This is a genomic window from Streptomyces sp. SS7, from assembly GCF_037993025.1.
GTDB lineage: Bacteria > Actinomycetota > Actinomycetes > Streptomycetales > Streptomycetaceae > Streptomyces.
Window position 1 is genome coordinate 9,073,666 of the sequence record NZ_CP141223.1, and the last position, 19,909, is coordinate 9,093,574.

Here is a 19,909-nt window from a genome sequence, read left to right on the forward strand (position 1 = left end):
CGTCGGCGGGGCCCGTCCTCACGCCGTCGGGGCGGGCAGCCACAGGTCGGGGCCGAAGACCTCGTACCTGACCCGCCGGGCCGGGACGCCGGCGCGCAGCAGAGCACCCCGGACCTCCCGCATGAAGGGCACCGGTCCGCACAGGAACACCATGGCGTCCGGGGGCAGTTCGATCCCGTCGAGGTCCATCAGACCGGCCCGGGCGGTGGGCTCCTCCGCTCCGGGACGCTCGTACCAGAACGTGGCACGGGCGCCGGGCAGCCGCTCCACGAGGGCGTGGGTCTCCGCCCGCAGCGCGTGCTCGGCGGGGGAGCGGTCGGCGTGCAGGACCAGCACCGGCCGGGTCGAGCCGAGGTCGGCGAGGTGGGCCAGGATGCCGGTCATGGGGGTGCAGCCGATGCCCGCGGAGACCAGGACCACCGGGGTGCCGGCGTCGGCCGGCTCGTCGAGGAACACATCGCCGAACGGCGCGGACAGCATCAGCTCGTCCCCCGCCCTGACCTGGTCGTGCAGCAGGGCGGAGACCTCCCCCTCCGGCCCGTCCGCCGTCCCCGCGACCCGTTTCACCGTGATCCGTCGCAGCTCGCCGCCGGGGGCGCAGGACAGGCTGTACTGCCGCAGCTGACGCACCCCGTCGGGCATCCGGACCCGCACGCTCACGTACTGGCCCGCCCGGGCGTGCGGCGCCGGAGCGCCGTCGGCGGGGCGCAGCAGGAACGACGTCACGTCCGCCGTCTCCTCCCGGCGCTCGACGACCGTCCACGACCGCCACACCTCGCCGGGCGCGACCCCCGCGTCCTGGTAGAGCCGGGCCTCCCGTCCGATCAGGGCCCCCGCCATCAGCCAGTACACCTCGTCCCAGGCGGCTGCGACCTCCGGGGTGACCGCGTCCCCGAGCACCTCGGCGATCGCGCCGAACAGGTACTTGTGGACGACCGTGTACTGGTCGTCGGTGACCCCGACGGCCGCGTGCTTGTGCGCGATCCGGTCCAGGAGCAGGTCGGGACGGGTGTCCGGCGCGTCCAGCAACGCGGTCGCGAACCCGGCGATCGAGGCGGCGAGGGCCCTCCGCTGGGCGCCGCTCGCCTGGTTGCCGCGGTTGAACATCCCGTCCAGCAGTTCGGGCCGGTCGCCGAACATGGTGGCGTAGAACCGCGTGGTGATCTCGTCGAGCGCTCCGGCGACCGCGGGCAGGGTGGCACGGACCACGGCGGCGGATTCTGCGGACAGCATGGAGCCTCCCGGGCAGGGCGTGAGCAGAGGGTGGGCGCCGTTCCCGACCGGGGCGGCGCATCCCTGTCTAACAGGCGAAAGACCGGATCCCGGGCCTGATCGGCCGTCCGCGGCGAAAAGGGGACCAATGGCCCCACCGGTCCGGGAACATCGGTCCGGCGGACGTCCCGGCGGCCGGGACGTACGGCGGGACACCGCCGCCCTTCGGCCCGGAGACCCGGCGCAGTAGGGCCGACCGGCCCTGGCCCCGCGGACCCGGATGACGCAAGATCTCCGTAAGGCCAGGACCGGTCACGCCCCTGCGGGGTGGAGCCGCCCAGGCGTCCCACGGTACGAACGAGGAGCGATCCGATGGCGGACGGCGAGCGTCCCGAACCCGAGAACCCGATCCGGGTCTTCCTGCTGGACGACCACGAGGTGGTCCGGCGCGGGGTGCGCGACCTGCTGAACGACGAGCCCGACATCACCGTGGTCGGCGAGGCGGGCACCGTGGAGCAGGCTCTCGTACGGGTGCCCGCGCTGCGCCCGCAGGTGGCCGTGCTCGACGTACGGCTGCCGGACGGCGACGGTGTGACCGTCTGCCGGGAGCTGCGGTCGAGCATGCCGGAGCTGGTCTGTCTGATGCTGACCTCGTTCGACGACGAAGAGGCCCTGCTCGACTCGATCATGGCCGGCGCCTCCGGGTATGTGCTGAAGCAGATCCAGGGCACCGACCTGGTCTCCGCGGTCCGCACCGTGGCCGCCGGGCAGTCGCTCCTCGACCCCAGCGCCACCACCCGGCTGATGGCCCGGCTGCGCCAGGGCCAGGAGCCCGAGCCCGAGCCGGACGCCCTGCCGGGCCTGACGGAGCGTGAGCGCGAGATCCTGGCGCTGATCGGCGAGGGTCTGACCAACCGGCAGATCGGGCAGCGGCTGTACCTGGCCGAGAAGACGGTCAAGAACCACATCTCCCGGCTGCTCGCCAAGCTCGGCGTGGAACGGCGCATCCAGGCCGCCGTCATCGCCACCCAGGCCCAGGACCGGCTCCGGCAGAAGGGGCACTGAGGCGGAAAGGCACTGAGGCGGAGGGGCACCGATTCCCTCGGCGCACCCGCCCGCACGCTCCTTCCGGTACGGCAAGGGACCCGTGAGCCCTTGCCGTACCGCCGTGCTCAGGCGCTGTCCCGGGCCCCGATCACCTCGCGACCGCTGACCATGCCGGGCTCGATCCGGACGAAGACGCCGTCCCTGATCGGCATCCACGAGGTGGGGCCGCTCGCGGACAGCCGGTCGTGTTCGGCCGGGTCGGTCACCACGGCCGCCTGCCCCGTGACGACGACGCTCCAGCCCGACTGGGTCGCCGCGTGCCACTCGTCCGCCTGGAAGGCGACCACGACGCCGTCGATCGCACGGACCAGGTCGGAGGCGGCCGAGGTGCGCAGCACGACGGAGGCGTCCGGGTCGAGGGTGAAGTTCACGGGGAGGACCGCGGGCAGTGCGTGTCGGGTGTACACGACACGGCCGACCGGCACCTTCGCCAGCAGGCGCAGGCACTCCTGCCGGTCGAGCGCACGAAAGGCATCGTTCTGAACCATCCGTCCATCGTGGGACGTGCCCCGGGGCCCCGGTAGGGCCGGACGGCCTGTTCTGGGCGGGTAACAGGGACCGTCGAACGGAGCCGGGCACGCGGAGGGCACGCAGGAAGGCACGGGGGAAGACGCGCAGGTAGGTGAGCCGGGAAAAGGCACGCAGGAGGCAACACGGAAGAGCCCCGCGCCATGACGGTCGCGGGGTCCCTTCGGACGGGGCGCGGGATCAGACGGCGCCGGCCGCGCCCCACGGGGCGTACAGGTCGAGCAGCCGGGTGCGGGTGGAGCGCAGCCGGTGGGCGAGGACGTCCCCGACCCACTGGCCGACGGCCCGGCCCAGCTCCGGGTCCTCCTCGCACATCATGCGGACGGCCGTGGCATCGAACTCGTACGCCCGCACGGGCGTCGCCGCCTCCGCGCCCAGGTGCCAGACGTGGGGCTTGAACAGCCAGGACCAGCCGACGAGTTCGTTGTGCCGCAGCGACTCGATGACGGCCGCGCGGCGGCCGGGCACATGCATGTCGAGCTCGACGGTGCCCGTACGGACGATCCAGAACCGGTCGGCCCGGCCGCCCTCCTCGAACAGCCGCGTCCCCTGCGGGAAGGACACCTCGCGGGCGACGCGCAGCAGCCGCTCACGGTGCTCGGCGGGCAGGGCGCGCAGCATGCTGGGTGCAGGGATGTCGATCATGGCGTGCCTCCGGGCGGGTCGGCGGGATCTGCCATGTCCAGCATGTGCCCGGTGCCCGCGGGCGTTCCATGGGCCCTCCGGCACCCGGCCCGGGCCGGTCGGCCCCGGCCCCGGACAGGGCATGCTGGCGGGATGCGCACCGTCGGCGTGGACCTCTCCGCGCGCCCCCGTCGTACCGCCGTGTCCGTGATCGACTGGTCCGGGGGGCGTGCCGTCGTGCATGCCCCGGTCCTGCGCTGCACGGACGAACGCCTGCTGGAGCTGCTCACCGGCCTGGGGGAGGGGGACCGGGCCGGCGTGGACTGTCCGTTCGGCTGGCCCGTCGCGTTCGTCGAGGCGATGGCCGCCCACGCCGCGCCGCACCCCGACTGGCCGGGCCGGGACACCGAGGGCGACGACGACCTCCGCGCCCTGCGCTACCGCCGCACCGATCTGCTCGTCGCCCCGCACGCCCCGCGCTTCCCGCTGTCCGTCTCCTTCGACAAGCTCGGCTCCGTCGCCGCCCGTTGGGCCCGCCTCCAGGCCCGGCTGGCCCGGCTCGGCCACCCGGTGGACCGCACGGGGGCCGGCCGGGTGGCGGAGGTGTACCCCGCCGCCTCCCGTCATCGGTGGGGCCTGCCCCTCGGTACCGTGGACGAACTGATCTCCGCCGCGCCCTGGCTGCAGCTCTCCGGCACGGCACGGCTGACGTACGCCTCCGACCGGGACGCCTACGACGCGCTGATCGCCTCGCTGACGGCCCGCGCGGTCGGTGTGGGGCGCACCGTGTGGCCCAGCGCCGATGATGCGGGCTCCGCACGCACCGAGGGCTGGATCCACCTTCCCGCCCCCGACTCCCTCCCCGGCCTGCCGCACGACTGACGGCACGGCTGCCCTCCCGTACCTGACGGAGCATCACTTGTGCTGGGTGATAGGGCCGTTCGGTCCCCGGCAGGGACCTCGGGCCCCTGCCGCCCCGGGGGCGCCTCGCCCGAGACTTGCGGTGCATCCCCCAAGGAGGTCCGCACATGTCCGTCATCACCGTCGGTCTCGACGGCTCGCCCGAGAGTCTCGCCGCCGCGGACTGGGCCGCCCGCGAGGCGGCCCAGCAGGAGGCACTCCTGCGGCTCGTCCACGCCGAGGAACCGGTGGTCCCCCTGTACGCGCCGCTCGGTGGCATCCCCGCGCCCGGTGTGCTCGCCGGGCAGCGCGACTGGGCCGCGCGCCTGCTCCGGGAGACGGAGTCCCGGCTCGTGCTGCGCCGCCCCGATCTGCGGATCACCGCCGAGGAGACCCGGCAGGAGGCGGTGCCCGCCCTGCTGTCCGCCGCCGCGCACGCCGACCTGCTGGTGCTGGGGTCCCGCGGCCTCGGCACGGTCACCGGGTTCCTCGTCGGCTCCGTCGCCCAGGCCGTCGTGGCGCGCTCCGAGCGGCCCGTCGTCCTCGTCCGGGCCGGGGAGCGCGCCGAGGACGAGCATCTGCCGGACGCCGCCGGAGCCGCCTCCGAGACCACGCCGTACCGCGACGTGGTGCTCGGCCTGGACGTCGCCGCCCCGGCCGCCGAGGTGATCGAGTTCGCCTTCGAGGCCGCCCGCCGCCGCGCCGCGCGACTGCGGGTCGTGCACGGCTGGAACCCGGCGGCCGTCTACGGTTACGGCGCCGTCCTGGACGCCGATCTCAACGCCGAGCTGGCGGCGGAGGCGCGGCAGGGGCTGACCGAGGCCCTGCGCCCGTGGCGGGACAAGTTCCCCGGTGTCGAGGTCCGGGAGCAGGCGGTCGTGGGCGGCGCGGGCCGCCATCTGGTGCACGCCTCCCGGGACGCCGCCCTGGTCGTCGTGGGCCGCGCGCGTCGCCGCACCCCGGTCGGCGGCCGCATCGGCCCCGTCACCCACGCCGTCCTGCAACACGCCTCGGCACCGGTCGCGGTGGTCCCGCACGACTGACGACACGCCCCTGCCCGGCCCACCGGCCGCTGCCGTCCGGGCCCGTGCGGAAGGCCCCACCCCGCCGGGGTTCGCCGGCCGGGCGACCGGATCTCTCCGGGGCCCCGGGCCTCTGCCGTTCGGGCCCGGGCCCGAACGCGAGGTGGCGCCGCGTCGAGTCGGCTGGGCATCCGGACCTTCCCGGGGCACCGGCTCACTGCCGCTCGCGCCCCGCGCGGAAGGCGCCACCCGATCCCGTCCGGGACGGTCGGACCCTACCTGGGACCACCGCCCCCTGCCGCCCGGCCCCGCGCCGAAGGCGACACCCGTCCGGGTTCGGCGCCCGGGCGACCGGACCTTTCCGGGGGCACCGGCTGCTGCCGTTCGCGCTCGTGCGAATGGCCGCGCCGCATCGAGCCGGCCCCCTGCCGCTCGCGCCCGCGCGGAAGGCGCCACCCCGTCGGGGTTCGCCGGCCGTGCAACCGGATCTTTCCGGGGTACTGGGCCCGGCCCTGCGGGCTGGGCGGACCGACCGCCCGGGGGCACCGGCCCCTGCCGCTCGCGCCCCGGGCGGAAGCCGGCCCCCGTCCGGGGCCGGACCGTCGGCCAAGACTCTCGGCCGGGGCCCTCGGCCAAGATCCTCGGCCAAGATCCTCGGCCGGGACCCTCGGGCCCCACCCGGGACCACCGGCCCCTGCCGCCGAGGGTCCCGGAGAACCACGCTGGAATCGGATCCCTTGTCCCAGGAGGTGGAGATCATGCTCCGCACTGTCACCGCAGGCCTCGACGGCTCGCCCGAGAGCCGGGCCGCCGCGGAGTGGGCGGCCCGCGAGTCGGCCCTGCGCGGCCTGCCGCTGAAGCTCGTCCATGTCTGGGAGCCGGTGCCGGAGCCGATGGCCCAGGCGCCGCTCCTCGGCGCGGAGACCCAGCAGCACTGGACCGAGCGCATCCCGCGCGAGGCCGCCGAAGGCATCGCCCTGCGCCACCCCGGCCTCGAGGTGATCACCGAGCAGCTCTACGGCCACCCCGCCGACGTGCTCCCCGAGGCGGCGAAGGACGCCGAACTGCTCGTCCTCGGCTCGCGCGGCCTCAGCGGCCTGGGCGGATTCATCGTCGGCTCGGTCGGTCTGTCGGTCGTCGCGCACGCCGAGCGCCCCGTGGTGCTGGTGCGGGCGCTGGAACAGGCCGCCGACGAGCACGAGCCGGACCCGGTGGGTATCCCGTCCGCCGCGACGCCCTTCCGGCCCGTGGTCCTCGGGCTCGACACCGCGCACCCGGACGAGACGCTCATCGCGTTCGCGTTCGACGCCGCCCTGCGCCGCGAGACCTCGCTGCGGGTCGTCCACGCCTGGAACCCGCCGCCGTACTACGCCTACGGCACCCCCGCCAACCCCGCTCTGCACGAGGCACTGGCCCTCAGCGCCGCCGAGGACCTCGCCAAGGCGCTCAGCCCCTGGCGGACCAGGTTCCCGGGTGTGGAGACCGTCGAGGTCACCCGCTACGGCAGCCCCGCGGTCCACCTCGTGGACGCCTCGCGCGAGGCCTCCCTGGTCGTCGTCGGCCGGCGCGCCCGCCGCAACCCGGTCGGCAGCCACATCGGCCATGCCACCCACGCGGTCCTGCACCACGCCACCGTCCCCGTCGCCGTGGTCCCCCACCACTGACGCGTCACCCACAGGAGTTGACCTCATGAAGGCAGCAGTCGTCCGAGCGTTCGGCGAGCCGCTGGTCATCGAGGAGCGCCCCGACCCCGAACCCGGTCCCGGTCAGGTCCGGGTCCGGGTGGAGGCCTCCGGGCTCTGCCACACCGACATCCACGCCGCGCACGGAGACTGGCCCGTGAAGCCGAGTCCGCCGTTCGTGCCCGGTCACGAGGGCGTCGGCCTGGTCGAGAAGCTCGGCGAGGGCGTCACCCACCTCGCCGTCGGACAGCGTGTCGCCGTGCCGTGGCTGGGCACCGCGTGCGGACGCTGCGAGCACTGTCTGTCGGGCTGGGAGACCCTGTGCGAGCAGCAGGTCAACACCGGCTACGGCTGCGACGGCGGCTACGCCGGGAAGATGCTGGCCCGGGCCGACTTCGCGCAGCCCGTGCCCGACGGCGTCAGCCCCTTCGACGCCGCCCCGCTGACCTGCGCGGGCGTCACGACGTACAAGGCGCTGAAGGTCGCCGGCGTGCGGCCGGCGCAGCTCGTCGCGGTCTCCGGCGTCGGCGGGCTCGGCCATCTCGCCGTGCAGTACGCGAAGATCGCCGGCGCCACGGTCGCCGCGATCGACGTCACCGACGAGAAGCTCGACCTGGCCGCCGACCTCGGCGCGGACATCCTCATCGACGCCCGCAAGGACGACGTGGGCGAGGCGCTCAAGCGGCACGGCGGCGCCCACGCGGCGATCGCGCTGGCCGTGGACGAGGCCGCCTTCTCCGCCGTCCATTCCGGTCTGCGGCGCGGCGGCAAGCTGGTCATGGTCGCCCTGCCCGCGCACGGCACGGTCCGCCTCCCCATCTTCGACACGGTCCTCAACGGCACCTCCGTCATCGGCTCGATCGTCGGCACCCGCCAGGACCTCGCCGAGGTGTTCCAGCTGCACGCGGCCGGCCGCACCCGGGTCATCCACGAGGTCCGCCCGCTGGAGAGCGTCAACGAGTCGATCGAGGCCGTGCTGCGCGGCGAGGTCAGGGCCCGGATCGTCTTCGACCTCGGGGCGCACCGGTGAGGACCGACGAACGGCCGGTCGTGGTCGGCGTGGACGGTTCCGCGCCGAGCCTGCGCGCGGTGGACCGGGCCGCCGACGAGGCCGTGCTGCGCCGGGTGCCGCTGCGGGTGGTGTACGCCTCCCTCTGGGAGCGCTACGAGGGCACGGCGCTCGTCGGCGACCACAAGCCCGCCGAGGAGGTCAGGGCCGACGACATCGTGGCGGTGGCCGCCCGCCGGGCCCGCGAGCGGCGGCCGGAGCTGGCGGTGTCGGCCGAGGTGGTCGCCGAGGAGCCCGAGTACGTCCTGGTGCGGGAGGGGCGCGGCGCCTGCGTGCTGGTGCTAGGCGCCCGGGGTCGCGGCAGCGTCCGCGAGATGCTCCTCGGCTCCGTCAGCCTCGCCGTGGCCGCGCACGCCCACTGCCCGGTGATCGTGGTCCGCGGCGACGGCGACGGCTCCGGCGCGCAGGCACACGGCCCGGTCGTGCTGGGCGTCGGGGCGCACGGCAAGGACGCGGCGGCGGTGCGCTTCGCCGTCGCGGAGGCGCGACTGCACCGGGTGCCCCTGGACGCCGTACGGGCCTGGCGCTGCCCCGCGAGGCAGAGCGTGGCGCACCCCCTGCTGAGCGGGGAGCCCGCGCGCCTGCACGAGGAGCGGGCCGCCGAGGCCCTGGAGGAGGCCCTGGCGGACGTCCCGGCCGACGTCGGGCTGCGCCGCCGTACCGTCGAGGGCCCGGCCCGTGACGTCCTCCTCGACGCCTCCCGGGACGCCGGCCTGCTGGTGGTCGGCGCCCGGCGCACCCACGGGAACCTCGGGCTCCAGCTCGGCCGGGTCGCGCACGGGGTCCTGCACCGGGCGGCCTGCGCCGTCGCGGTGGTGCCCGAACCGGAGTGAGGGGCGCTCAGAGAGCCGCCGCGTGATCGGGGACGTACGTCCGCAGATCGCGCGGCGAGCGCTGGTAGCCGGTCGACGGCGGCCGCTGCGGCAGCTCCAGGACCGGCGGGGGCACCTCGTGGTACGGCACCGTCGACAGCAGATGGGCGATCATGTTCAGCCGGGCCGTGCGCTTGTCGTCGCTCTCGACGACGTACCAGGGCGCCTCGGAGATGTCGGTGTGCACCATCATCTCGTCCTTCGCCCGGGAGTACGCCTCCCAGCGGCTGAGGGACTCCAGGTCCATCGGGGACAGCTTCCAGCGCCGCAGCGGGTCCTCCAGCCGGCGCCGGAACCGATCCTGCTGCTCGGTGTCGCTCACCGAGAACCAGTACTTCCGCAGCAGGATGCCGTCCTCGATCAGCATCCGCTCGAAGATCGGGCACTGGCGCAGGAACAGCTCGTGCTCCTCCTTCGAGCAGAACCCCATCACCTGCTCGACGCCGGCCCGGTTGTACCAGGACCGGTCGAACAGCACGATCTCCCCGGCGGCCGGCAGATGCTCGACGTACCGCTGGAAGTACCACTGGGTGCGCTCGCGCTCGGTCGGCTTGGGGAGCGCCGCGATCCGGGCCACGCGCGGATTGAGGTGCTCGGCCACCCGTTTGATCGTGCCGCCCTTGCCGGCCGCGTCCCGCCCCTCGAAGACCACCACCAGCCGGACGCCGTTCGCCCGCACCCACTCCTGGAGCTTCACCAACTCCGTCTGGAGACGCAGCAGTTCCTTCTCGTACACCTTGCGCGGCAGCTCCGCCGCCTTCTTGCCGGACATGGACGTCACGCTACCCGCCCGGGCGCCGGCCGACGGGACCATCGGCGCGGGACGGGGCCGACCGGCCCCTGCCCGCGCCCGTCGTGGCGCGCGACGATCGAAGGGTCCCGCGCGGTGTCGTCGGACGCGGGAGCCGATCGTGGAGGAGGCGAACCGTCATGGCCGACAAGGTGCTGGTCACGTACGGGACGACCAACGGTTCGACGGCGGAGATCGCCGAAGCGGTGGCCGACGTACTGCGCAAGGGAGGGCTGTCCGTCGAGGCGCGCCCGGCGCGCGACGTCGCGAGCGTGGCCCCGTACGACGCCGTGGTGGTCGGCGGCGGGCTGTACGCCGGGCGCTGGCACAAGGACGCCCGCCGGTTCGTGCGGCGCCACCGCCGGACGCTGGCCGGACGCCCCGTCTGGCTCTTCAGCAGCGGCCCGCTGGACCCCTCGGCGTCCGAGCGGGACATCCCGCCCGTACGGGGGGTGCGGCGGGCGATGGCGGGCCTGGACGCCCGGGAGCACATCACGTTCGGCGGGTGCCTCGAAGAGGGTGCGAAGGGCCGGGTGGCCGGAATGATCCTGCGCTCGGGCAAGGGCGGCGACTTCCGGGACTTCGGCGCGATCGAGACCTGGGCGGACGGGATCGCCCGCGAACTGAACCGCTCGTAGGGCGTTTCGACCCCTCCCCGTGTCCCGGCATCCCCGCATCCCGGTCCCCGCATCCGCACGCACCCCAGCCGTACACCCCCCAGCCGTACACCCCCGCATCCCCCTGCACGCAGCCGCGAAAGGACGTGACGGCCATGGCCGCCGAGCAGACACCGACGCAGGTCACCGAAGGACCGCCCGCCGGAGATCTGGGCCGCCGGCTCGCCGCGCGGCGAGCCGTGCTCGGGCTGTCGCTGCGGGAGACCGCGGAACGGGCCGGCATGGCCCCCAGCTACCTGGCCCATCTGGAGCGGCACCCCGGAGCCGCCCCGAACCGGGGCGCCCTGCTCAGCCTGGCGGGCGTGCTGGGGACCACGGTGTCGGCCCTCACCGGCGGCCACGCCGACCTCCCGCCGGGCACCGGACAGGCCGGGCACACGCCCGATTTCACCGAGCTGACCCGCACCGAGTGCGGCGATCTGCTCGCCACGCACGGGGTCGGCAGGCTGGCGGTGCCCACCGCTCAGGCGCCGGTGATCGTGCCCGTCAACTACAGCGTGGTCGACGGCATGATCGTCTTCAGGACCGCGCGGGGCGCGACGCCGTCCCTGGCGGTCGGCTGTCCCGTCGCCTTCGAGGTCGACCGCATCGACGACGTGTTCAGCGAGGGCTGGAGCGTCCTGGTGCGCGGCCACGCCCGCATGGTGACCGACCTCGACGAGGCACAGCGCCTCGCACGGCAGGTCCACAGCGCCCCGTGGGCCGGCGGCCGGCGTGACGTCTGGGTGCGGATCCAGCCGTACGCCGTCACGGGGCGCCGGATCGGCCGGCGCGCGGTGCGCGAGGCGCCCGTCGGGTGACACGGAGACGGAGCGACACCGCGGGGGATCGGTGCCGCTCCTGCACCCAGGGTCGTACGGAAAGCCCCCGTCGGCCAAGTGCCGGACGTCCCGCTCCGGACGCCGAACGGCCCCCTGGCCGGCCGGACCGGACGACCGGGCCCCACCGGTTCCGCCCCGGTTCGCCGGGCACTACCGTGGCACATGATCGGACCGATGGGTGTCCGGCGTGGTCAGGGGACCTGGAGGAGCGCAGGTGGGAAGCCCAGAGGAGGCCCGGGTTCGGCTGCCTCAACTCAGGCTCGACGAGTTGCTGGAGGAGCTGCAGGCACGGCTGGACGCCGCCCGTGGCACCCGGGACCGGGTGCACAGCCTGCTGGAGGCGGTGCTCTCGGTCGGCCGGGAACTCGACCTGGAGCAGGCGCTGCGCAGCATCGTGGAGGCGGCGGCGGTGCTGGTGGACGCCGAGTACGCGGCGCTCGGGGTGATCGGCCCCGACGGCAGACGGCTGTCGGCGTTCCACACCGTCGGGGTCAGCGAGGACGAGATCGCCCGCATCGGCCCCTACCCGGAGGGGCACGGCATCCTGGGTGAGCTGATCCGCCACCCCGAGCCGCTGCGGCTGGCGAAGCTCTCCGCGCATCCCGCGTCGTACGGCTTCCCGCCCCACCATCCGCCGATGAACACCTTCCTCGGCGTCCCGATCCGGGTCCGTGACCAGGTGTTCGGCAATCTCTACCTGACCGAGAAGCGGGGCGGCGGCCAGTTCGACGAGGAGGACGTCTCCGTCACGCTCACCCTGGCCGTGGCCGCCGGTGTGGCCATCGACAACGCCCGGTTGTACGCGGAGTCCCGGCTGCGGGAGCGCTGGCTGGGGGCGAACGCGGAGATCACCCACAGTCTGATGTCGGGGGCCGGGCGGGCCGAGGTGCTCGGTCTGATCGCCGGGCGGGCCCGGGAGATCACCGGTGCGGCGCTGGCCGTGGTCGCCATGCCCATGGAGGAGACGGGCTCCCTCACCGTTGAACTCGCCCTCGGCGCGCAGGCGGAGGCGCTGCGGGGCCTGGTCCTTCCGGCCGGGGGCAACCTCATCGGTGAGGCCTTCTCCACGGTGACCGCCGTGATCAGCGCGGACGTCACCGAGGACGAGCGGATGGCGGCGGGCCCTCTGCGCCTGACCGGGCTCGGTCCGGCGGTGGCCGTCCCGGTGGGCACCGGGGACAGCGGCGCACGCGGTGTCGTCCTGCTGGTCAGGGCGTCCGGGGACACTGCGTTCACCGAGAAGGAGACCGAGCCGCTCCAGGTGTTCGCGGGGCAGGCGGCGATCGCGATGGAGCTGGCGGAGCGCCGGCAGGACGCCGAGCGGATCGCCGTCCTCACCGACCGCGACCGCATCGCCCGCGATCTGCACGACCTGGCGATCCAGCGGCTGTTCGCGACCGGTATGACGCTCCAGAGCGCGGGCCGTTTCATCGAGCATCCCGAGGCCTCCGAGCGGGTGGCGCGGGCGGTCGACGACCTCGACGAGACCATCAAGATCATCCGGTCGACGATCTTCGGCCTGCGCACCCGTGACGGGGCCGGCGGCACCGGGCTGCGCGCCCGCGCGGTCCGGGTGGTGGGCGAGGCGGCCCCCGTCCTGGGCTTCGCCCCCAGTGTGCGGATGGAGGGACTCCTCGACACCGACGTGCCGAAGGAGGTCGCCGACCATGTCGTGGCCGTCCTCTCGGAGTCCCTCACCAACATCGCCCGCCACGCGCGCGCCGACCGCGTCGAGGTCGTCCTCGCGGCCGACGGCCGCGAGGTGCGCCTTTCGGTCACGGACAACGGCGTGGGCATCCCGGACGGCGGCCGCCGCAGCGGGCTGCGCAACATGGCCGAACGCGCCGAACAGCTCGGCGGCACCTTCGATCGGACGCGGCCCGCCGAGGGCGGCACGTCACTGGTGTGGCGGGCACCGTTGAAGCCGTAGCCGTAGCCGTAGCCGTAGCCGTAGCCGTAGCCGTAGCCGTGGCCCCGGCGGTCCTCGTCGGGGCCGGTGACGCGCGCCGCGCCGGTCACCCGGTGCGCGGCGCGCTCACGCCGGGTCCACCCATGTGCCCGTCGCGGCGGACCGGGTCATCGCCTCCAGCGCGGCGGCGCTGCGCACCGCGTCCGTGAGCGTCGTGCCGTACGGCGTGCCCTCCGCGATCGAGCGCAGGAAGCGGTACGCCTCCACGACCTTCAGGTCGTCGTAGCCCATGGCGTTGGCGGCGCCGGGCTGGAACGCGCCGTACTCGCCCGCGCCGGGGCCCACGTACACCGTGCTCACCGGCTGGTCCTGGTACGTCGTGCCGCGGCTGACGCCCAGTTCGTTCATCCGGCGGAAGTCCCAGAACACCGCGCCCCGGGTGCCGTGCACCTCGAAGCCGTAGTTGTTCTGCTCGCCGACCGAGACCCGGCAGGCCTCCAGGACGCCCCGGGCGCCGGAGGCGAAGCGCAGCAGGCAGTTGACGTAGTCCTCGTTCTCCACCGGGCCCGGCTCACCGCCGCCGCGGCTGTGGCCGGCCGTCGCGCCGGTCGGACGGGCCCGCTCGGGGACGAAGACCGCGGTGTCGGCGGTGAGGGAGGCGATGTCGCCGAGCAGGAAGCGGGCCAGGTCGACCCCGTGCGAGGCGAGGTCGCCCAGGACCCCGCTGCCGCCGCGTGCCCGCTCGTAGCGCCAGGTCAGGGCGCCCTCGGGGTGGGCCGCGTAGTCACTGAAGAGGCGGACGCGGACATGGGTGACCGTGCCGATCTCCCCGGAGGCGATCAGCTCGCGGGCGGCCTCCACGGCGGGCGCGTTGCGGTAGTTGAAGCCCACGGTGCCCTGCACGCCCGCCCCGGCGACCGCGTCGGCGACCGCCCCGGCGTCCTCGGCACTCAGGCCCACCGGCTTCTCGATCCAGATGTGCTTGCCGGCCCGGGCCATGGCGACGCCGATCTCCCGGTGCAGGAAGTTGGGCGCCGTGATGCTGACCGCCTGGACACGCGGGTCCGCGGCCACCTCGCGCCAGTCCCGGGTGGTCGAGGCGAAGCCGAACTGCTCCGCCGCCTCCTCCGCCCGGCCGGGCACCTCCTCCGCGACCAGGACCAGCTCCGGGCGCAGGCCCAGGTGCGGATAGTGGTGCGCGATCCTGGCGTACGCCTGGGTGTGCACCCGTCCCATCCAGCCGAACCCCACGACGGCGACACCGAGCGTGCTTGCCATGACACCCCTTTATGTCTTTGGACCGTTCCACAACGCGACGTGCCTCACCCTGGGCCTCGAATCCGCAGGTGTCAACCCTGTGACCCCCCTTTGACAAGCCGGTCACCCTGTGGAACGGTCCACCTCATGAGACCTCCGACGATCCGTGACGTGGCCGAACGCGCCGGGGTGTCGAAGTCCCTGGTCTCCCTCGTCCTGCGCGGCTCCGCCCAGGTGCGCCCCGAGAAGCGGCAGGCCGTACTGGCCGCCGTCGAGGACCTCGGCTACCGGCCCAACGCCGCCGCGCGCAGCCTGAGCGAGCGCCGCACCCGCTCGGTCGGGGTCCTCCTGAACGACCTGCGCAACCCCTGGTTCGTGGAACTGCTGGACGGGCTGAACTCCCGGCTCCACGACAGCGGCCTGCGCATGCTGCTCGCCGACGGCCGCCTCAACCGCCGCCTCGGCGAGGACCTCACCCGCACCTTCACCGAACTGCGAGTCGACGGACTCGTCGCGGTCGGCACCCTGCCCCCCTCCGAGGCGCTGCGCGACGCCGCCCATCACATCCCCACCGTGGTGGCGGGCGCCCGCGAGCCGGATCTGCCCCGCGTCGACGTCGTCGCCGGCGACGACGAGCACGGCGCGCGGCTGGCCACCGAGCACCTCATCGCCCTCGGCCACCGCCGTGTCGCCCACATCGCGGGACAGGGCGTCGTCGGCGCACTGCGCCGTCGCGGCTTCGAGACGGTCATGGCCGAACACGGGCTCGCGGCGGACGCGACGGTGGAGCAGGGCGACCTCACCGAGGAGGGCGGCTACCGGGCCATGGTCCGGCTGCTCAGCGCCCCCGACCGGCCGACGGCCGTCTTCGCCTTCAACGACATCGCCTGCGTCGGCGCCCTGTCGGCGGCCGAGGAGTCGGGCCTCCAGGTCCCCCGGGACCTCTCCCTCGTCGGCTACGACAACACCTACCTCTCCCGGCTGCGCCACCTCTGGCTGACCACGGTGGACAACGCCAGCCACGACATCGGCCGCGCCGCCGCCCAGCACCTCCTCGACCGCATCGAGGACCCGGCCCGCCCGAAGCGGACCGTCCTGTCGCCGCCGACCCTTCAGGTGCGGGGCACGACCGCCCCTCCCGCACGGGCGGGGAGCGGCCCGGGCGACGGCTTTTCCCGTCGATGACCGAAAACGATCAGGAGCTTTACTGCAACTGACTTGCAGGTACGGGTGCTGAGCAGAAGGGTGGACCTGCAGCCGTCCCCCCTCAGGAAGCCAGCCCTCGCGATGACCGACAAGTCGCCCCCCGGCGCCTCGCCCTGGCACCGTGTCCGCACCGCTCTCACCCGTGAGGAATGGGCGAGAGCCGGGGGCATGGCCGCCTTCGTGCTGGCCCTGCACGTCATCGGGTGGTTCACCCTCGTCGTGATCGTGGCGCCCGAGCACCACAACGTCGGTACGCAGTCCTTCGGCATCGGGATCGGCGTCACGGCCTACACGCTGGGCATGCGGCACGCCTTCGACGCCGACCACATCGCGGCCATCGACAACACCACGCGCAAGCTGATGCACGAGGGACGGCGCCCGCTCTCGGTGGGCTTCTGGTTCTCCCTCGGCCACTCCAGCGTCGTCTTCGCCCTGGCCGTCCTGCTGTCCCTGGGCGTCAAGAGCCTCGCCGGTCCGGTCGGCGACGACGGCTCCGCGCTGCACGACGTCACCGGCCTGATCGGTACGACGATCTCGGGGACCTTCCTCTACCTCATCGCGGCCGTGAACCTGGTCGTCCTCGCGGGGATCTGGAAGGTATTCCGGCAACTGCGCTCGGGCCGTTTCGACGAGGCGGCACTGGAGGAGCGGCTGAACAGCCGCGGCTTCATGAACCGCCTCCTCGGCCGCTTCACCAGGTCCATCACCGAGCCGTGGCAGATGTACCCGCTCGGCCTGCTCTTCGGCCTGGGCTTCGACACCGCGACGGAGATCGCCCTGCTCGTCCTCGCGGGCTCCGGCGCCGCCTCCGGGCTGCCCTGGTACGCGATCCTCTGTCTGCCCGTCCTCTTCGCCGCGGGCATGTCGCTGTTCGACACCCTCGACGGTTCGTTCATGAACTTCGCCTACGGCTGGGCCTTCTCCCAGCCGGTCCGCAAGGTCTACTACAACCTCACCGTCACCGCGCTGTCGGTCGCCGTCGCCCTGGTCATCGGCACCGTCGAACTCCTCGGCCTGCTCGCCGAGCGGCTCCGTCTCCACGGCGTGTTCTGGGACTGGGTCTCCGGCCTCGACCTCAACACCGTCGGCTTCGTCGTCGTGGGACTCTTCCTGGTGGCCTGGGTGATCGCGCTGGCCGTGTGGAAGGTGTGCCGCATCGAGGAGAAGTGGACGGCGGCGCCGTCCGGCGAGGTGGAGTACCCGGCGTAGGCGTACCCGGCACGTCGGACACCGGCCGCGGGGCCGCGAGCCGGCCCGGCACGTCGGTCGGGGCCGGGCGGTCCGCCGGGTTACCGTCGGCGGGTGGATGGTGATCGCCGAGGGTGGGGGCCGTGTCTGCTCAGCGGGGCGGTGTTCGCCGTCTGCATGGCCGGCACCACCCTGCCGACCCCCCTCTACCCCCTGTACCAGGAGAAGTTCGGGTTCTCCGAGCTGACCGTCACGGTCGTCTACGCCGTGTACGCCTTCGGGGTCATCGGCGTGCTGCTGCTGACGGGCAACGCCTCCGACACCGTCGGCAGACGCCCGGTCCTGCTGGCGGGACTGGGCTGCGCGGCGGCCGCCGCGGTCTGCTTCCTGCTCGCCGGCGGGCTGGGCGCCCTGTACGCGGGCCGGCTCCTGTCGGGTTTCTCGGCCGGACTGTTCACCGGCGCGGCCACGGCGTACGTGATGGACCTGGCGCCGCGCGGCGGCTCCTCGCGGGCCACGTTCGTGGCGACGGCCGCCAACATGGGCGGGCTCGGCTGCGGGCCGCTGCTCGCGGGAGTGCTCGCCGAGTACGCGCCCTGGCCCCTGTACCTGCCGTTCGCCGTGCACCTCGTCCTGGTCGCCGCCTCGGCCGTCGCCCTGATGTGGCTGCCGGAGACCGTGCGCGAGCCACGCCCGCCGAGCACGGTACGGCCGCAGCGGCCCGGACTGCCCCGGCGGGTGCGGCCGGTGTTCGTGCCCGCGGCGATCGCCTCCTTCGCCGGGTTCGCCCTGTTCGGGGTGTTCACCTCGGTCAGCCCGGCGTTCCTCGCCGAGTCGCTGGACGTGCACGATCACGCCGTGAGCGGGGCGGTCGTCGCCCTGGCCTTCTTCGCCTCGACCGCCGGACAGCTGGCCGTCGGCCGGGTCGGGGTGGGGCGTTCCCTGCCGGTCGGCTGCGCCGTGCTCTTCGCCGGCCTGGCCCTGCTCGCCGGCGCCCTGCGCTGGGACCTGCTGGCGCTGATCGTGCTGAGCGCGGTCGTCGGCGGGTTCGGCCAGGGACTGGCGTTCCGCGGGGCGCTGTCCGCGGTGGCCGGGGCCTCGCCCGCGGAGCAGCGCGCGGCGGTCATCTCCACCCTGTTCGTGGTGGCCTACGCCGGTATCTCGGTGCCGGTGATCGGCGTCGGAGTGCTGACGGTGCCCCTCGGTCTGGAGGGCGCGGGGCTGGTGTTCATCGCGTGCATGGCGGTGCTGGTCACGGTCGCGGCCGGTTATCTCAGGCGACGTCCGGTGCCCGCGCAGACCTGACGCGACCCGTCGGCACGGCCCGCACCCCGGAGAAGCGGCCCGCACTTCCACACCCGGGGGCGGCACCGCGTCGGCGCCCGCCCACAGGCCGACGGACCTGCCCTGCCGGTCCGCGTGCGTCGGGCGCCGCACGGACGACGGACCTGCCCGACGGTCCGCCCCCGGCCCACGCCTCCGGTCGACGTCACGGCGGGCGTTCGGTGCCGTAAGGGCCGGCGGACGTGTCGGGCTGCCGTGTCGTGCCCGGGCCTCGGTCGGCGCTGCCCGCGCAGGTTCGGGCCGAATGGTGCGGCGAACTCGGCGGGCGCCGGGTGCCGGGTGCCGATCGCGCCGGTGCTGCCGCCCCGCGTGACGCCTCTGTCCCGCGGACGCCCCGTCCCGCACGCCCCCGGCCTCACGCGACGCCCCCCGACCCCTCTCCCAAGCACCGCCTCACCCCGCGCGCTGCCCGTCGCCGCGGTCACCGCGCCGCCCGCGCGCCGCACCCTGTCGGCGTCCCCGGCGCCGTAGACCTGTCGGCCCCGCCCGGGCGGTCGTGGCGGGCTCACCGGAGGTGGTCCGGCGGGTGGGCGGAGGCGGTCCGGTGGGACCGCTTCTCGGTGGCCGGAGGCGCTTGCGCCGGGTCCGGGCGGAGCGCGAGCACGGCCCGGTCGTCGTTGTCCGTGTCGCCGGTGCTCGCCGACCAGCGCTCGGAGTCGGACCGTACGAACGCCACCACCGCCTCCGGGTCCGGGGCGCACTCCCCGCGGAAGCGCTCGCCGAGCCGGCGCAGGACCGGGTAGAAGACGCCGTCCGCGTCGCGCGCCTCGCTCACCCCGTCCGTGTGCATCAGCAGAACCTCGCCCGGCGCGAGCGGATGCACGGTCGTCGCGGCCCCGCCCACCGCGAGGGTTCCGAGGCCCAGCGGCAGTCCGGGCTCCGTGACCAGCCGCCGCGTCTCCCGCGCACCGACCACCAACGGCGCCGGATGCCCGCGGTCGACGATCCGCACCTCGCCGCCGCCCGGCGGGAACTCCAGCACCAGCGCCGTCACGAACAGCTCGGGGTCGCCGTCCTCACCGGCCGGGCCGTTGCGGGCGATGCTCAGCTCCAGCCGCTCGGCCAGCCCGCTCAGGCTCCGCCACTCGTGGGCCGACACCCGGAAGCTGCCCAGCACCGCGGCCACCGTCTGCACCGCGCCCAGCCCCTTGCCCCGGACGTCACCGATGATGGCCCGCACCCCGAACGGCGTCTCGCACACGTCGTACAGATCCCCGCCCACCAGCGTGCCGCCCACCCCGGCCTCGTAGAACCCGGCGGCGCGCACGGGGCCGAGCCGGCGCGGCACCGGACGCAGCAGGGTCCGCTGCATGGCCTCCGCGGCCGAGTGCGCCCGGATCAGATGCCGCCGCGTCAGCTCCCGCTGCCGGGACAGCGCGACACTGGCGATCCCGATGAGGATCGTCCCGACGTACACGGCGACATGGTGCTCCTCGGCGAAGTGGCCGGGACGGCGGGCCGCCATCCACATCTGCAGGCCGAGACAGACCACCGTCGACAGTGCGGTCCCGCGCGGGCCGCGCGTCGCGGCCGCGAGCGGTGGCACGGCGATCAGGATGAAGCTCACCGGCTCCTGGCCCCGCACGACCGCCTCCACCAGGACGTCGACGGCGACCGCGATCAGCGGCAGCCACCACACCCACCCCCGCCGCGGGGACGGGGGCCGCAGCGCGGCGTCGAGGCTGTAGCGGGACACGGACG

General features: G+C 74.4%; 18 protein-coding genes. 12 read left to right on the plus strand and 6 right to left on the minus strand.

All coding sequences use genetic code 11. The features are described from left to right. Positions 1-18: 18 nt before the first annotated feature. The gene (locus tag U5640_RS40830) at positions 19-1,233 is read right to left on the minus strand and encodes a globin domain-containing protein (protein WP_340384269.1); all 1,215 of its coding nucleotides are present in this window, start codon (positions 1,231-1,233) and stop codon (positions 19-21) included. Positions 1,234-1,584: 351 nt separating this feature from the next. Here U5640_RS40830 and U5640_RS40835 point away from each other — a divergent pair, with 351 nt between their 5' ends. Further along, on the plus strand, positions 1,585-2,277 hold the full coding sequence (locus U5640_RS40835; protein WP_340384270.1) for a response regulator transcription factor: 693 nt from the start codon (positions 1,585-1,587) through the stop codon (positions 2,275-2,277). Between the two features lie 107 nt (positions 2,278-2,384). Here U5640_RS40835 and U5640_RS40840 read toward each other — a convergent pair whose 3' ends face one another. Next, entirely contained in the window at positions 2,385-2,807 is a 423-nt protein-coding gene (locus tag U5640_RS40840; protein WP_340384271.1) for a pyridoxamine 5'-phosphate oxidase family protein, read from the minus strand. A gap of 220 nt (positions 2,808-3,027) precedes the next feature. Beyond that, on the minus strand, positions 3,028-3,492 hold the full coding sequence (locus U5640_RS40845; RefSeq protein ID WP_340384272.1) for a cyclic nucleotide-binding domain-containing protein: 465 nt from the start codon (positions 3,490-3,492) through the stop codon (positions 3,028-3,030). Between the two features lie 132 nt (positions 3,493-3,624). On the opposite strand from U5640_RS40845, the gene U5640_RS40850 reads away from it, so the two are divergent. The 5 genes from U5640_RS40850 (at position 3,625) to U5640_RS40870 (ending at position 8,977) form a co-directional block, all read left to right on the plus strand. Continuing rightward, positions 3,625-4,353 (plus strand): DUF429 domain-containing protein, encoded by a 729-nt coding sequence (locus U5640_RS40850; RefSeq protein ID WP_340384273.1) that lies wholly within the window; start codon positions 3,625-3,627, stop codon positions 4,351-4,353. A 146-nt stretch (positions 4,354-4,499) separates the two neighbouring features. After that, a complete protein-coding gene (locus U5640_RS40855) occupies positions 4,500-5,414 on the plus strand; it encodes a universal stress protein (protein WP_340384274.1) in 915 nt (304 codons plus the stop codon). A gap of 737 nt (positions 5,415-6,151) precedes the next feature. Continuing rightward, positions 6,152-7,057: a universal stress protein gene (locus tag U5640_RS40860; RefSeq protein ID WP_340384275.1), complete on the plus strand. Its 906-nt coding sequence runs from the start codon at positions 6,152-6,154 to the stop codon at positions 7,055-7,057. Between the two features lie 25 nt (positions 7,058-7,082). Continuing rightward, positions 7,083-8,105: a zinc-dependent alcohol dehydrogenase gene (locus U5640_RS40865; RefSeq protein ID WP_340384276.1), complete on the plus strand. Its 1,023-nt coding sequence runs from the start codon at positions 7,083-7,085 to the stop codon at positions 8,103-8,105. Next, positions 8,102-8,977, plus strand: a complete 876-nt coding sequence (locus tag U5640_RS40870) for a universal stress protein (protein ID WP_340384277.1) — start codon at positions 8,102-8,104, stop codon at positions 8,975-8,977. The genes U5640_RS40865 and U5640_RS40870 overlap by 4 nt, the downstream gene beginning before the upstream one ends. A gap of 7 nt (positions 8,978-8,984) precedes the next feature. Here the strand turns inward: U5640_RS40870 and ppk2 are convergent, their stop codons facing one another. Continuing rightward, positions 8,985-9,788, minus strand: coding sequence for a polyphosphate kinase 2 (gene ppk2, locus U5640_RS40875; protein WP_340384278.1), 804 nt, complete (start codon positions 9,786-9,788; stop codon positions 8,985-8,987). A gap of 158 nt (positions 9,789-9,946) precedes the next feature. On the opposite strand from ppk2, the gene U5640_RS40880 reads away from it, so the two are divergent. From U5640_RS40880 to U5640_RS40890, 3 genes are all read left to right on the plus strand, one after another. Then, entirely contained in the window at positions 9,947-10,444 is a 498-nt protein-coding gene (locus U5640_RS40880) for a flavodoxin domain-containing protein (protein WP_340384279.1), read from the plus strand. Between the two features lie 134 nt (positions 10,445-10,578). Beyond that, entirely contained in the window at positions 10,579-11,283 is a 705-nt protein-coding gene (locus U5640_RS40885; RefSeq protein WP_340384280.1) for a pyridoxamine 5'-phosphate oxidase family protein, read from the plus strand. A gap of 235 nt (positions 11,284-11,518) precedes the next feature. Further along, positions 11,519-13,234, plus strand: a complete 1,716-nt coding sequence (locus tag U5640_RS40890) for a GAF domain-containing sensor histidine kinase (protein ID WP_340384281.1) — start codon at positions 11,519-11,521, stop codon at positions 13,232-13,234. Between the two features lie 105 nt (positions 13,235-13,339). Here U5640_RS40890 and U5640_RS40895 read toward each other — a convergent pair whose 3' ends face one another. Next, positions 13,340-14,491 carry a Gfo/Idh/MocA family oxidoreductase gene (locus tag U5640_RS40895; RefSeq protein ID WP_340384282.1) on the minus strand — a complete coding sequence of 384 codons (1,152 nt, stop codon included), beginning with the start codon at positions 14,489-14,491 and terminating at the stop codon, positions 13,340-13,342. Between the two features lie 126 nt (positions 14,492-14,617). On the opposite strand from U5640_RS40895, the gene U5640_RS40900 reads away from it, so the two are divergent. The 3 genes from U5640_RS40900 (at position 14,618) to U5640_RS40910 (ending at position 18,169) form a co-directional block, all read left to right on the plus strand. Next, on the plus strand, positions 14,618-15,655 hold the full coding sequence (locus U5640_RS40900; RefSeq protein WP_340384283.1) for a LacI family DNA-binding transcriptional regulator: 1,038 nt from the start codon (positions 14,618-14,620) through the stop codon (positions 15,653-15,655). A 102-nt stretch (positions 15,656-15,757) separates the two neighbouring features. Next, entirely contained in the window at positions 15,758-16,885 is a 1,128-nt protein-coding gene (locus U5640_RS40905) for a HoxN/HupN/NixA family nickel/cobalt transporter (RefSeq protein ID WP_340384284.1), read from the plus strand. Between the two features lie 93 nt (positions 16,886-16,978). After that, positions 16,979-18,169 (plus strand): MFS transporter, encoded by a 1,191-nt coding sequence (locus U5640_RS40910; RefSeq protein ID WP_340384285.1) that lies wholly within the window; start codon positions 16,979-16,981, stop codon positions 18,167-18,169. A gap of 544 nt (positions 18,170-18,713) precedes the next feature. Here U5640_RS40910 and U5640_RS40915 read toward each other — a convergent pair. Continuing rightward, the gene (locus tag U5640_RS40915) at positions 18,714-19,904 is read right to left on the minus strand and encodes a PP2C family protein-serine/threonine phosphatase (protein WP_340384286.1); all 1,191 of its coding nucleotides are present in this window, start codon (positions 19,902-19,904) and stop codon (positions 18,714-18,716) included. Positions 19,905-19,909: the final 5 nt, after the last annotated feature.